Source organism: Pseudomonas gorinensis, from assembly GCF_042015035.1.
Classification (GTDB): domain Bacteria; phylum Pseudomonadota; class Gammaproteobacteria; order Pseudomonadales; family Pseudomonadaceae; genus Aquipseudomonas; species Aquipseudomonas gorinensis.
The window spans coordinates 5,669,722-5,682,640 of sequence record NZ_CP167125.1 but is presented as its reverse complement, the minus strand read 5'-3'; the positions used below and the strand labels follow the sequence as shown (position 1 = coordinate 5,682,640).

At 57.9% G+C, this 12,919-nt stretch carries 16 protein-coding genes and 1 tRNA gene; 10 read left to right on the top strand and 7 right to left on the bottom strand.

Translation table 11 applies throughout. The annotated features are described in order from the left end of the window. The first annotated feature begins 314 nt into the window (after positions 1-314). A complete protein-coding gene (gene mgtE / locus AB7933_RS25705; RefSeq protein ID WP_024076997.1) occupies positions 315-1,757 on the top strand; it encodes a magnesium transporter in 1,443 nt (480 codons plus the stop codon). Between the two features lie 141 nt (positions 1,758-1,898). Here the strand turns inward: mgtE and AB7933_RS25700 are convergent, their stop codons facing one another. Further along, positions 1,899-2,225 (bottom strand): Arc family DNA-binding protein, encoded by a 327-nt coding sequence (locus tag AB7933_RS25700; RefSeq protein ID WP_024076996.1) that lies wholly within the window; start codon positions 2,223-2,225, stop codon positions 1,899-1,901. Positions 2,226-2,334: 109 nt separating this feature from the next. Between AB7933_RS25700 and AB7933_RS25695 the strand changes: the two genes are divergently transcribed. Next, entirely contained in the window at positions 2,335-2,520 is a 186-nt protein-coding gene (locus AB7933_RS25695) for a hypothetical protein (protein WP_081329241.1), read from the top strand. 99 nt (positions 2,521-2,619) lie between these two features. Here AB7933_RS25695 and AB7933_RS25690 read toward each other — a convergent pair whose 3' ends face one another. Together AB7933_RS25690 and AB7933_RS25685 are read right to left on the bottom strand one after the other, a co-directional pair. Next, positions 2,620-2,799, bottom strand: a complete 180-nt coding sequence (locus tag AB7933_RS25690; RefSeq protein WP_024076995.1) for a PA3371 family protein — start codon at positions 2,797-2,799, stop codon at positions 2,620-2,622. A gap of 10 nt (positions 2,800-2,809) precedes the next feature. After that, the gene (locus tag AB7933_RS25685) at positions 2,810-3,040 is read right to left on the bottom strand and encodes a hypothetical protein (RefSeq protein ID WP_024076994.1); all 231 of its coding nucleotides are present in this window, start codon (positions 3,038-3,040) and stop codon (positions 2,810-2,812) included. A gap of 328 nt (positions 3,041-3,368) precedes the next feature. On the opposite strand from AB7933_RS25685, the gene AB7933_RS25680 reads away from it, so the two are divergent. Both AB7933_RS25680 and AB7933_RS25675 read left to right on the top strand, forming a co-directional pair. Then, positions 3,369-3,445: transfer RNA gene (locus AB7933_RS25680), tRNA-Arg, on the top strand. A gap of 286 nt (positions 3,446-3,731) precedes the next feature. Next, a complete protein-coding gene (locus AB7933_RS25675) occupies positions 3,732-5,123 on the top strand; it encodes an MFS transporter (protein ID WP_024076992.1) in 1,392 nt (463 codons plus the stop codon). 59 nt (positions 5,124-5,182) lie between these two features. On the opposite strand, the gene AB7933_RS25670 is transcribed toward AB7933_RS25675, so the two are convergent. The 4 genes from AB7933_RS25670 to flgA form a co-directional block, all read right to left on the bottom strand. Continuing rightward, positions 5,183-5,932 carry a flagellar brake protein gene (locus AB7933_RS25670; RefSeq protein ID WP_024076991.1) on the bottom strand — a complete coding sequence of 250 codons (750 nt, stop codon included), beginning with the start codon at positions 5,930-5,932 and terminating at the stop codon, positions 5,183-5,185. Positions 5,933-6,028: 96 nt separating this feature from the next. Next, positions 6,029-6,499 carry a flagella synthesis protein FlgN gene (locus tag AB7933_RS25665; RefSeq protein WP_024076990.1) on the bottom strand — a complete coding sequence of 157 codons (471 nt, stop codon included), beginning with the start codon at positions 6,497-6,499 and terminating at the stop codon, positions 6,029-6,031. Between the two features lie 47 nt (positions 6,500-6,546). After that, positions 6,547-6,870, bottom strand: coding sequence for a flagellar biosynthesis anti-sigma factor FlgM (flgM, locus tag AB7933_RS25660; protein WP_305452350.1), 324 nt, complete (start codon positions 6,868-6,870; stop codon positions 6,547-6,549). A 143-nt stretch (positions 6,871-7,013) separates the two neighbouring features. After that, positions 7,014-7,778, bottom strand: a complete 765-nt coding sequence (gene flgA / locus AB7933_RS25655) for a flagellar basal body P-ring formation chaperone FlgA (protein ID WP_024076988.1) — start codon at positions 7,776-7,778, stop codon at positions 7,014-7,016. Between the two features lie 81 nt (positions 7,779-7,859). Between flgA and AB7933_RS25650 the strand changes: the two genes are divergently transcribed. From AB7933_RS25650 to flgE, 6 genes are all read left to right on the top strand, one after another. After that, entirely contained in the window at positions 7,860-8,792 is a 933-nt protein-coding gene (locus AB7933_RS25650) for a chemotaxis protein CheV (protein WP_024076987.1), read from the top strand. A 43-nt stretch (positions 8,793-8,835) separates the two neighbouring features. Next, entirely contained in the window at positions 8,836-9,663 is an 828-nt protein-coding gene (cheR, locus tag AB7933_RS25645) for a protein-glutamate O-methyltransferase CheR (RefSeq protein WP_024076986.1), read from the top strand. A 297-nt stretch (positions 9,664-9,960) separates the two neighbouring features. Continuing rightward, positions 9,961-10,368, top strand: a complete 408-nt coding sequence (gene flgB / locus AB7933_RS25640; protein WP_003175633.1) for a flagellar basal body rod protein FlgB — start codon at positions 9,961-9,963, stop codon at positions 10,366-10,368. Between the two features lie 3 nt (positions 10,369-10,371). After that, positions 10,372-10,815 (top strand): flagellar basal body rod protein FlgC, encoded by a 444-nt coding sequence (gene flgC / locus AB7933_RS25635; protein WP_024076985.1) that lies wholly within the window; start codon positions 10,372-10,374, stop codon positions 10,813-10,815. Positions 10,816-10,831: 16 nt separating this feature from the next. Next, on the top strand, positions 10,832-11,557 hold the full coding sequence (flgD, locus tag AB7933_RS25630; protein WP_024076984.1) for a flagellar hook assembly protein FlgD: 726 nt from the start codon (positions 10,832-10,834) through the stop codon (positions 11,555-11,557). Positions 11,558-11,588: 31 nt separating this feature from the next. Then, on the top strand, positions 11,589-12,905 hold the full coding sequence (gene flgE, locus AB7933_RS25625) for a flagellar hook protein FlgE (protein ID WP_024076983.1): 1,317 nt from the start codon (positions 11,589-11,591) through the stop codon (positions 12,903-12,905). Positions 12,906-12,919 lie beyond the last annotated feature (14 nt).

Below are 12,919 nucleotides of genomic sequence, written 5' to 3'. Positions count from 1 at the left end.
GGGCTTTTTGCCGTCTGGGGTTTATGTGGAATGTGTTCTTTTTCTCCAGCCCCATGTGTTTTCCTCCCGGGCTGCGTCGTCGCAGTTCATAGATGCGGCTAATGCTGAGCTTTGACTCGCAAGCGCTTGTTCTTTCCAGTTTTTTGACGTTAAAAATGGCCGGGCGGTGTATCATTGCGCCCGTCAGCCCCGCCGGGGCTTATGGAATACCTCCATGGACTTACCCAGTAGTTACTCAGTATCCCGTTTTACCAATCATGAATTGACTGATTGATCCTTCCGGCGTGCCCCGCTGCTGGGAGTGGAGTTCGCCTATGACCGAAGTAGAAGTAAAGAAAACACAAGAAAGCCTGCAGGATCGCCTGGCTCAAGTCATCGAGCTGCTGCAGCGCCAGCGCGTGGTCGAAGACCTCACGCACCGCCAGGAAGGTCCGAATCACGACCGCATCGAAAACCTGGTTCACCGGCAAAACCTCGTCGAATTGCAGCGCAAGCTCGATGACCTGCACTCTGCCGACGTCGCCTATATCCTTGAAGCCTTGCCGCTGGACGATCGACTGACCCTCTGGCAACTGGTCAAGGCTGATCGCGACGGCGACATCCTCCTCGAAGTATCCGATTCGGTGCGCGAAACCCTGATCGCCGACATGGACGATCACGAGCTCCTGGCCGCAGCCAGGGAGATGGACGCCGACGAACTGGCTGACCTGGCGCCTGAGCTGCCCCGTGACGTTGTCCATGAGCTGATGGAGGCCCTCGACGGCCAGCAGCGTGAGCGAGTGCGCTCTGCGTTGTCCTATGACGAGGATCAGGTCGGCGCCCTGATGGACTTCGAGATGGTCACCATCCGCGAAGACGTCAGCCTGGAAGTGGTATTGCGTTATCTGCGTCGCTTGAAAGAACTGCCAGGCCACACCGACAAGCTCTTCGTGGTCGACTACGAAGGCATTCTCAAGGGGGTGCTGCCGATCAAGCGCCTGCTGGTCAACGACCCAGAGAAGAAAGTGGCCGATGTCATGGCCAGCGACCCGGTGAGTTTCCACCCGGACGAAGATGCCTACGATGCAGCCCAGGCGTTCGAGCGCTACGACTTGATCTCTGCCCCGGTGGTCGACAAGAACGGCAAGCTGATCGGTCGTCTGACCATCGATGAAATGGTCGACCTGATTCGTGAGGAAAGTGAAACCGAAGTCCTCAACATGGCGGGTCTGCGTGAAGAGGAAGATATTTTTGCGTCGGTCTGGCGTTCATTGCGTAACCGCTGGGCCTGGCTGGCCGTCAACCTGATTACCGCTTTTATTGCTTCAAGGGTGATCGGGTTGTTCGAAGGCTCTATCGAGAAATTGGTGGCCTTGGCGGCACTGATGCCGATCGTAGCGGGTATTGGCGGCAACTCCGGCAACCAGACCATCACCATGATCGTGCGCGCCATGGCGCTGGACCAGGTGAACACCGGCAATACCTCACGCCTGATGCGCAAGGAACTGGCGGTAGCGCTGATCAACGGCGTGGTGTGGGGCGGGGTGATTGGTATTGTGGCCTACATGCTGTATGGCAGTTGGTCCCTGGGGGTGGTGATGACTGCCGCCATGACCCTCAATCTGCTGTTGGCTGCCCTCATGGGCGTGTTGATCCCCATGACCCTGGCACGCCTTGGGCGCGATCCTGCCATGGGCGCCAGCGTGATGATTACCGCCATGACTGACAGTGGTGGTTTCTTCATCTTCCTGGGGTTGGCAACCATCTTCCTGCTTTGATCGCCTTCCTGGCTGGCTTGTTGTAGTGAGGGGGCTTGTTCCCCTTCCAGCGCAAGCCAGTTTGCTCCAGCAATAATCCCCTTCCCAAATTCAAGGCAAAAAAAAGCCAGCACAAGGCTGGCTTCGGCTTTCAGGGGTAGATCAGTCGGCTTCTGCGGCCGCCTCGACATCGTGTGCAATAAGTGAGACGAGAGCATTTTGCTGGCGGTGGGAGAGCTGACGGAAACGCTGCAGCAGTTCGCGTTCGTGCAGTGACAGCTCTGGGCTGTCCAGGCGCATGCTCAACTCTTCACCCAACGCACCTTCCTGAATAAGGCTCTGTTCCAGGCGCGCGATGATTTCGGAGTTCATGCTGCGGTGATGATTGCGAGCCACCTCGGCAATGCGTTCCCGCATTCCGTCTGGCAGACGTACGACGAACTTGTCAGCCGTACGGCTGGAATAAATTGCCTGTTTCAATGGGCGCATATATTTAACCGGTTAGTTCAGGGGAGCGGTTTTTGGAATTGGCCGCAAGATGAGTGTTAAGACAAGGCTCACGACCAAAGTTCAACCTGAATTGCAAAGAGGCCGCATCATGCCTCAGATTTGCCAGTTCCTTGGCGTCAATTCTGTGACAAATATTGAACTGACTAAAGGCTTTATGCCAGCACTGATTTGCATTTTTGCGGACTGGTTGGAAAACTTTCCTGCAGAAGATCAGATTCGGCGATCTTCCCGCAGGCCTAGGCCGCAACAGGGTTTGAGGGCGCACATCCTATAGCAATGTGGCCTTTTGCCCCTAATCTTAAGACTAGTGGCAATTTGCCGATTTACTAGGCGAGGCGACATAAGGTAGGGCGAAACGCAGGCGAGCGATGCTTCAGCGCAGCACGGGATCGAATTTGATCCGGCGGCCCACAATCAGGGTCAGAACCAGGCATCCGGCGAACATGGCGCTGGCGATGAAGGCGATGGTTTGGCCGTCTTGGGAGGAGGTTTCCAGGCCGAGCAGACCGGTTACCAGGGTCAGGCACAGAAACAGCCAGGCAGATTTGGACATGAAGGCTTCCTCAGAATACCCAGTGTTCGGATGCAGGTGCTGCCTGTGTGCTCTGGGCCAGGCGAACCGGTGATTGCGGGTTGGCCGTCATCACTGCCAATTGCGGGCGTTGCTGCAGGTGGTGTGGAATGGCCTGGCTCACCTTGGCGTCGTCGTCGGTAGTCGGCGACTGCTGGAAGTGGAACATCACCAATACGGCCAGGGCCACGGTATTGAGGGCTAACAGAAGGGCACTGTTCATGGTCATGTTCTCCGTCGGTGACTGGGCCAAATTGGATTTTGTCGAAGAAGTATTGCAGATGCCGTGCCAAACTATTATTTCAATTAAATCAATGGTTTGAGGCTATTTTTAGGGGGCTGAGGGTTGCAAATTGCAATGCTGGCATTTTGGGGTAGTGCATTTTGCACGATGGCTTCGGCAACCCTGGTTTTACGAGGCAAAACCCTGCTCTTTCTGGCAGGCATGCGCCTACACTCAAAAAGCCCACGGACGACATGACAAATCCGACCTTGGCCGTTAACATGCACGCCGTCCGTCGCAGCGCCCATCGCTGCGACGGCTGTCATTTGTCCCAGTAGCTCAATTGGATAGAGCATCCCCCTCCTAAGGGGAAGGTTGGCCGTTCGAACCGGCCCTGGGACACCAGATTCAAAGCCCCGCACAGTGAACGCTGGCGGGGCTTTTTTGTGCGCGTAGAGTCTTTTCAAACTCAGGTCGAACCTTGCCGCTGATCGAGGTTCACAGCAGGTGCGTCGTGTATTTTTGCTAACGGTGTACCTCGCACGCCCCCCGGCAACGTCAGAGCTGTTGCCAATCAATTTAAACAAAATAATCCTCGGAAACAGCGCGTAGCGCCTGTCCGGACCCAACAACCCAGGACTATCATGCCGGTAGCCCTGACCCTCACTGCAAGGAGCCGCTCGGAACGCCGATGCGCCAGATCTGGAAATCTTTTCGAGCCCTTTATTTCGCCTCCTTGATGATGCTGATCGGCTCCGGCCTGCTCAGTACTTACCTCGCGTTGCGCCTGGCGGCTGACCATGTCGACAGCCTATGGGTGGGTGCCTTGATGGCGGCCAACTATTTCGGCCTGGTGCTGGGCGGCAAGATCGGGCATCGCCTGATTGGCCGGGTGGGGCATATTCGTGCCTACGCCACCTGTGCGGGCATTGTCGGTGCAGCCGTGCTGGGCCATGGCCTGATCGACTGGCTGCCGGCCTGGATCGTGCTGCGGGTCATCGTGGGCTTGGGGATGATGTGCCAGTACATGGTTATCGAAAGCTGGCTTAACGAGCAGGCGGACGCCAGGCAGCGTGGCGTGGTGTTCAGTGGCTATATGATCGCGTCCTACCTGGGCCTGGTGTTGGGCCAACTGATCCTGGTGATGCATCCCCAGCTGGGCCTTGAGCTATTGATGCTGGTGGCGCTGTGCTTTGCCCTGTGCCTGGTACCCGTGGCCATGACCCGGCGTATTCACCCGGCGCCGCTGCATCCGGCGCCGATGGAGCCGCGCTTCTTTATCAAGCGGGTACCGCAGTCGTTGAGTACGGTGCTGGGGGCGGGGCTGATCGTTGGCTCGTTCTACGGCTTGGCGCCGCTGTATGCGTCCCAGCAGGGGCTGACTACCGAGCAGGTGGGTCTGTTCATGGGTAGCTGCATTTTTGCCGGTTTGGTGGTGCAGTGGCCGTTGGGCTGGCTGTCAGATCGCTATGATCGTGCGTTGTTGATTCGCTGCTTCGCCCTGTGTCTGGCGGTTGCGGCATTACCGTTGGCCATCCTGAGCAAGGTGCCGTTGGAGGTGCTGTTCGTGGCCGGGTTCCTGTGTTCGTTGGTGCAGTTCTGTCTGTACCCGCTGGCGGTGGCGTTTTCCAACGATCACGTTGAAGGTGATCGGCGGGTATCGCTGACAGCCATGTTGCTGGTGACCTACGGGGTCGGCGCCAGTATCGGGCCGTTGCTGGCTGGCGTAGTGATGAAACTATTTGGCAGTCAGATGCTGTACGCGTTTTTCAGCCTGTGTGCGCTGATCCTGGTGTGGCGTATCCGTCCTAAAGCCGTGACCAACCTGCATCAGGTCGATGATGCGCCCCTGCAGCACGTGGCCATGCCTGACAGCATGTCCAGTTCGCCGCTGGTGGCTGCACTTGACCCGCGGGTCGATGAGCAAGTGGTGCAAGAGCAGATGCAGACAGCTGCTGCTGAGCCTGAGCCTGAGCCTGAAGTCGACTCGGTACCACCGACAGATGAGCCGCCTTTCGAAGGACCGCCAGAACCTATAGGTCCGGATGAGCACCCCCATGACCTGAGCAGGGCACGCCCCTGAAAGCAAAAACGGGCAGATCCTGAAAGGGTCTGCCCGTTTTTTTGTCGCGATCTTCACACTTAGAAGTCGTCGTCCTTGTCGAAGCGTCGCGCTTCGCGTTGCAGTTGATACACAAATCGTTCGACCTGGCGCTGTACCAGGCCGCTCATGTTGTGGAAGCGCACGCCCGCGAAGGTGGTGTTGATCTTCTCTTCGAAATGCAGGTAACGCAGTTCGACGGAGGTGGTCATGCTGCCGAACGGCAGGGCAGCGATAAAGCGATCGTAGACCTGGCCCAACTGCAGGCGTTCGGAGATATCGCCTTCGAAGCGCAATTTGCAGCCGGTGGCGGAAATATCCAGCAGCTTGCCGCTGACCGGGGCCTTGAGTTTCTCGCCGCCCAGCTCGATATTGACCAGTTGGGCCAGCTTCAGTGCCGCGCGGAAGGCATTGCGGCGCTGGTGGTAGACCACCTCGCCCGGCATGGCGCCGGTGTAGATGCGATGGCCATCTTTTTCGCTGATGGTCAGGGTGCCATTGCTTTCCCAGGCGACGCGTACGCCGTCGTGAAAGCCTTCGATGCGGAAGGGTTCGCCATTCTCAAGGTGGCGTTCGCCATCACGCGGGATCATTTCGTCCAGGGCCAGGGTCTTGCTGTCCCGATCGACATCGACCAGGTAGCTCTGGAAGCGCTGGCTGCGTTCGTGGAAGGTGATGATCAGCGGATCATGGCTTTCTTGCAGCATTCGCAAGGTGCCGGCGATTTCCAGAGGCGTGGTGAGCACCTTGGGTGGCTGCGGAGCATCTTCCGCATTAAGGGCGTTGAACACGGTTCTTCCATCTCCAGACAAAATACGACTACACGCAAGAACCGGCATTTTGCCAGTATGTGGCGGGCCTTGGATAGGCTGTGCCGAAAACGGGCGTCAGGCTTGGCTGCGGGTGCTTGGTTTGACCAAGCGTGAGGTAGAGCCTTGGGCGTTGTACAGCGCCGGTGGCTCACCGCCGTGGAGTATACGCAGCTGGTTGGCGGTCGTAGCTTGCTGAAGCTGGATCGACTGGCCGTTGAGCAGGTTGACTTCCTGGCACTGGCTGAGCAATTGGTTGAGTTCTTTGCTTTGGGCCAGCAGTTGATCGCCGACCGAGGAGTGGCTGGCCAGTTGGGCGAGGCCGTCGTGATCGGCCGGCAGGCCCAGGCTGGTGAGAATCTGGCTGCGCTTCTTGCCATGCTGTTCCAGCAGGACAATCAGCGACTGTTTGCGCGCCAGGATATCTTCCAGCAGCGGCATATCCCGGCCGTAGAGGGCCAGGGTCTCTTCTTTCAGCAGCTCGAGCAATTGTTGCGTCGGCGCCAGATCATCAATGATCAGTTGAAGCAAGGTTTCGTCGTGGTGCATGGCTGGCCTTGGTTTTAAGCGTCCAAAAGCCCTGCGCAGGCCTTTGCCTAGCGCTCGGCTTCGAAGTTAAGCAGCTTGCTGGCTACACGGTTGCTGTCGACTTTATAGCTGCCATCGGCGATAGCCTGTTTCAATTCGGCCACGCGGGCTTTATTGACCACAGGTTGGTCGCGCAGCGAGTCAGTGACCTTCTGCAACTGTTGAGCCTCATTGCTCAGGTATACGGATTCCCCGCTTTGGCTGGCGCTGGCCTGTTCTGTCTTGGCAGGCAGAGGCTGGGCCTTGGCTTCTACGCTGTCCTTGGTGCCGCTGGTGCGCGTAGTGCCTGGCAATGCCGGGGAGTTATTCAAACGACTGAAATCGATGACCATGATAATTAAAAACCTCTGGGTATTTGGACGCTTGCCATGTTTTCGGCCATACCCGGACAAACTTTAGGCTCGATTGACAATAAACCTGCACGCGCAACATCTGGCACACAGTGTAGGAAAAGCTGGCGTCCTATTCCAGTGATCTATAAAGCAACCTCGACTTGTCCGGGGGCTGTCACCCGTGCCTTGATGACACGATTGGAGTTGAGGTTCTTGACGCGTATCTGCTCACTCATGCCTCCGTTGGACAGCGCTTCACCCGGCATTTTCACATTCAAGCCGCCGCTGCTCGCGGAAATTACCACCTGGTCACCCTTGCGAACCACCTCGGCCTGCTCCAGATGGACCAGGGTAATGACCTGATCGGTGACCATTGGTCGGGTAAGTTTCTGCCCGATGGCCTGATCGACCGACGTCAGATAGCCCTGGTTGATCAAACTGATGTCGCGTTCACGCAAGGCCACGTCCTCGAAACCGATGATGCCAGTGCGTTTCAACGGTCTTACCACCACCACGACATCGCGGAACAACTTGACCTGCGCTGGCACAAACACGGTCCAGGGCGCGGCGCCCTCGCAGCGAACCTTCACCGTCACACGGCCGATAGGCTGTGCGGGGCTTTCCAGGGACGCTGTCAATTCCTTGTCGCACATTGGCATGCGCAAGCGCGGGTCTAGCTGGTTGACCTGGATTTCATAGCGCCCAGGTGTCTGGGTGGTCGCCAGATAATCTTCTACAGTGAACTCAAGAAAGCCTTGAGTGACGCCGATAAGTAGATCAGGCAAGGTGACGTTATCTGCGCGGGCCGTGGTTCCCAGGCTCAAGGCAAGCAACGCCATCGAGACGCAGAGCAATCTGCGGCTGCGTGGGAGGCGAAGGCGTCGGGAAACTGTCGTTTTAATGTCCATAGCCAATAAATAGCAAAGCTCGTGCCGTTTAGTATTGGGTACGCGTCGTACCCCCGAAGGTTTTAGCGTAGGAGTCTGGGCATGGCAGGTGTAATGGATTCAGTAAACCAGCGCACACAGCTGGTAGGGCAGAATCGCCTGGAGTTGTTGCTGTTTCGTCTGGACGGCAAGCAGCTATACGGCATCAATGTGTTCAAAGTGCGGGAAGTGCTGCAGTGCCCCAAGCTGACGATCATGCCCAAGTCCAGTCCGGTGGTGTGTGGCGTGGCCAACATCCGTGGCGCGACCATCCCGATTCTTGACCTGGCCTTGGCGACAGGGTCGTCCGGTCTGCAGGATCGCGAGAACCCGTTTGTGATCATTACCGAATACAACACCAAGACCCAGGGTTTCCTGGTGCGCTCGGTGGAACGCATCGTCAACATGAACTGGGAAGAAATTCATCCGCCACCCAAGGGCACCGGTCGCGATCACTACCTCACGGCAGTGACGCGGGTGGACAACCAGCTTGTAGAAATTATCGACGTGGAGAAAATCCTCGCCGAAGTGGCGCCCACCTCTGAATCGATTTCGGTCGGTGTGGTGGACGCCGATACCGCGCACAAGGCGATTTCCTTGCGCGTACTGACGGTGGACGATTCTTCGGTGGCGCGTAAGCAGGTGACCCGTTGCCTGCAAACCGTCGGCGTGGACGTGGTGGCGCTCAATGATGGTCGCCAGGCGTTGGATTACCTGCGCAAGCTGGTCGATGAAGGCAAGAAGCCTGAAGAAGAATTCTTGATGATGATCTCCGACATCGAGATGCCGGAAATGGACGGCTACACCCTCACGGCTGAGATACGTAACGATCCACGCATGCAAAAATTGCATATCATCCTGCATACTTCGTTGTCGGGCGTATTCAATCAGGCGATGGTCAAGAAGGTCGGTGCCGACGACTTTCTGGCCAAATTCCGCCCTGATGACCTGGCATCCCGGGTAGTCGACCGGATCAAGGCAGCAGATCACGGCTAGGGGCTTTTTCCCTGGCGGTCACACGATTTAAGAGGCGGTATCTTTGTCTACGGGTAATTTGGATTTCGAACAGTTCCGGGTCTTCCTGGAAAAAGCCTGTGGCATATTGCTTGGTGAAAACAAGCAATACCTGGTATCCAGCCGTCTCAACAAGCTGATGGAACAGCAGGGCATCAAGTCCCTGGGTGAGTTGGTCCAGCGGATCCAGGGCCAGCCGCGCAGTGGGCTCAAGGAAATGGTGGTCGATGCCATGACCACCAACGAAACCCTGTGGTTTCGCGATACATACCCCTTCGAGGTGCTCAAGAGCAAAGTGTTGCCGGAGGCTATCAAGGCCAGCCCGGGCCAGCGCTTGCGCATCTGGTCGGCAGCCTGTTCTTCGGGGCAGGAACCGTACTCGATCTCGATGACCATCGATGAATTCGAGCGGACCAACATGGGCCAGCTGAAGGCCGGTGCGCAAATTGTGGCGACGGATTTATCCGGCACCATGCTCACCAACTGCAAGACCGGCGAGTACGACAGCCTGGCCCTGGGGCGTGGCCTGTCCCAGGAGCGCCTGCAACGTTACTTCGACCCGAAAGGGGCGGGGCGCTGGGCGGTCAAGGCGCCGATCAAGAACCGAGTGGAGTTTCGCTCGTTCAACCTGCTCGACAGCTACGCCAGCCTGGGCAAGTTCGACATAGTGTTCTGCCGCAACGTGCTGATCTACTTCTCTGCCGAAGTGAAGAAAGACATCTTGCTGCGTATCCACGGCACCCTCAAGCGCGGCGGTTACCTGTTCCTCGGTGCATCCGAAGCGTTGAACGGCCTGCCCGATCATTTCCAGATGGTGCAGTGCAGCCCGGGGATCATCTACCAGGCCAAGTAATAAAGAATGTGGGAGGGGGCTCGCCCCCGATAGCAGTGGTTCAGTTGATGTATCTATCACTGATACACCGCTATCGGGGGCAAGCCCCCTCCTACATTTTTTTTGCGGCAAAGTTGAAGAAAGCGGCAACTCCCCATTGCCGCTTTACTGGCGTCACGCGGAAAACGGTTGCCGCTTTTCTGGCATTGCCGTCGGCAAGCTCCCCGCAACCCCTTGATATCCGGGCTTTCACAAGATTGGCATGCACCTTGCTATAACCCTGTTAACGCACAGCAGGTCAGCCTAAAGGTTTCCGCCATGAGCATCAGCTTCGATAAAGCGCTCGGTATCCATGAACAAGCCCTGGGCTTCCGCGCCCAGCGCGCTGAAGTCCTGGCCAACAACATTGCCAACGCCGATACCCCGAACTACAAGGCTCGGGACCTGGACTTCTCCGCCGTGCTCGCAGCACAGCAGGACAAGACCAAGAACGGCACCTTCGCCTTGAACATGACCAACAGCCGTCATATTGAAGCGCAAGGCCTGAGCAGTGGTGACGAGTCGCTGCTGTATCGCACGCCGATGCAGCCATCCATCGACCAGAACACCGTCGACGCCCAGCTGGAGCAATCGGCCTATGCCGAAAACTCGGTGAACTTCCAGGCCAGCTTTACCCTGCTCAACAGCAAATTCAAAGGGCTGATGTCAGCCCTGCGTGGAGAGTAAGCCATGTCCCTGTCCAGTGTTTTCAATATTGCCGGTAGTGGCATGAGCGCTCAAACCACGCGCCTCAACACCGTCGCCAGTAACATCGCCAACGCCGAGACCGTGTCTTCGAGCATTGACCAGACCTACCGCGCCCGCCACCCGGTATTTGCCACCATGTTCCAGGGCGGCCAGAGCGGCGGCAGCGATTCGCTGTTCCAGAACCAGGACGCCGCCGGCCAGGGTGTGCAGGTGCTCGGCGTGGTCGAAGACCAGAGCAACCTCGAAGCACGTTACGAGCCTAACCATCCCGCCGCGAACGAAAAGGGTTATGTCTACTACCCCAACGTCAACGTGGTCGAGGAGATGGCCGACATGATTTCCGCCAGCCGCTCGTTCCAGACCAACGCGGAAATGATGAACACCGCCAAAACCATGATGCAGAAGGTCCTGACCCTGGGTCAGTGATAAGGGGCGCCAAATAATGGCCATCGTTGATACGTCAAACAACTCGGCAGTCCAGGACCTTTTCAATTCCAAGGTCAAGACCGCAACGGACAACAGCAGTCTTAACAGCGCTACCAAGGCGGCGACAGGCAGCCAGTCGCTGGGCAAGGATGCGTTCCTGCAGTTGCTGGTGACCCAGCTGAAAAACCAGAACCCGCTGTCGCCCCAGGACAATGGTGCGTTCGTGGCCCAGTTGGCTCAGTTCAGCAGCCTGGAAGGCATCAACACCCTGAACGACTCGGTCAACGCGATCTCCAGCAACTTCAGCTCGTCGCAAGCACTGCAAGCGTCGTCGTTGGTAGGGCGTTCGGTGGTCATCCAGACCGACAAGTCCACCGTGGACACGAGCAAGAGCATGACCGGTTCGGTGGCGGTGACTTCGGCGGTGGGCAACGTCTCCGTCAAGATCACCGACAAGGACGGCAACGTGGTGCGCACCCTCGATATGGGCGCCCAGGCTGCCGGCAACCAGAGCTTTATCTGGGATGGCAAGGACGACAACGGCGCGGTCGCCCCAGCCGGCACCTACACCTTCAATGCCACCACCAAGAACGACGCGGGCGATGCGGTTGCCCTGGCCACGTCGCTGCCGGCAACGGTAACGAGCGTGACCCTGAGCCAGACCGGCGGCGAAATGCTGCTGAACCTGGCGGGCGGCATGGGCAGCATCAAGCTGTCGCAAATTCAGACTATCGGTACATAGAGCCGGCTAAATACGGCAGAGGGAGAGAAACATGTCTTTTAACATCGGCCTTAGCGGCCTCTATGCGGCCAACAAACAACTGGACGTGACCGGCAACAACATCGCCAACGTCGCGACCACTGGCTTCAAATCGTCCCGTGCGGAATTCGCGGATATCTACGCGGCCTCCAAACTGGGTACCGGCCAGAACAGCATCGGCAACGGTGTGAACCTGGCGGCAGTGTCCCAGCAGTTCACCCAGGGCGACGTCAACAACAGTGGCGGCATCCTGGACATGGCGATCCAGGGCGGCGGCTTCTTCGTGCAGAAGGGTACCGACGGCTCCCTGGAGTACACCCGCAGCGGCGCCTTCCGTGCGGACAAGGACGGCTACATCACCAACAACACCGGTACCTCGCGCCTGCAGGGTTATGCGGCGGATGCTGACGGCAAGATCATCAAGGGCGGCCTGACCGACCTGCAATTGAACCTGTCGAACCTGCCGCCGAAGGCTTCGAGCAAAGTGGACTCCACCAGTAACCTGAACTCGTCCGAGCTGCCGATCGATCAGACGTTGCACCCATTTGATCCGACCAAGACGGACAGCTTCAACACTCAATACTCCACCACGCTCTACGATACGCAGGGCAATGCGCATCCTATGGTGCAGTACCTGGTGAAAACCGGTTCCAACACCTGGAACTCCTACACCCTGATTGACGGGCGTAACCCTGACGGCACCCCGATCAGCGGCACCGGTTCCACGGCGCCCGTAGCCTCGACGTTGTCGTTTGACACCGCCGGCAAGCTCACCGGGATCGTCACCCCGCCAGCCACAACGTCCAATACCACCCTGACTATTTCCACCTGGAAGCCGGGCGGCCTGGTCAATGGTGTCTGGACGCCTAACGGTGCGGCTGCCAATGCCGGCGGTATTGCCGTCAACATGGCCAACATCACCCAGTACAACTCGGCCAGCTACCGTAACCCGCCGGTCACCGACGGTTATGCCACTGGCCAGATCACCGGCTTGAAGATCGACGGCAGCGGTGTGCTGTTCGCCACCTTCAGTAACCAGCAGAGCAAGGCCATCGGCCAGATCTCTCTGGCCAGCTTCAACAACGAGCAGGGCCTGCAGCCATCCGGCGGCACCGCCTGGAGAGAGACGTTCGCCTCGGGCCAGCCGGGTTACGACGCACCGCAATCCGGTACGCTGGGTTCGATCGTGGCCAACTCCCTGGAGAACTCCAACGTCAACCTGACCAACGAGCTGGTGGACCTGATCAAGGCCCAGAGCAACTATCAGGCGAACGCCAAGACCATCTCCACCCAGAGCACCATCATGCAGACCATCATCCAGATGACCTGATGCGGTCATGCTCC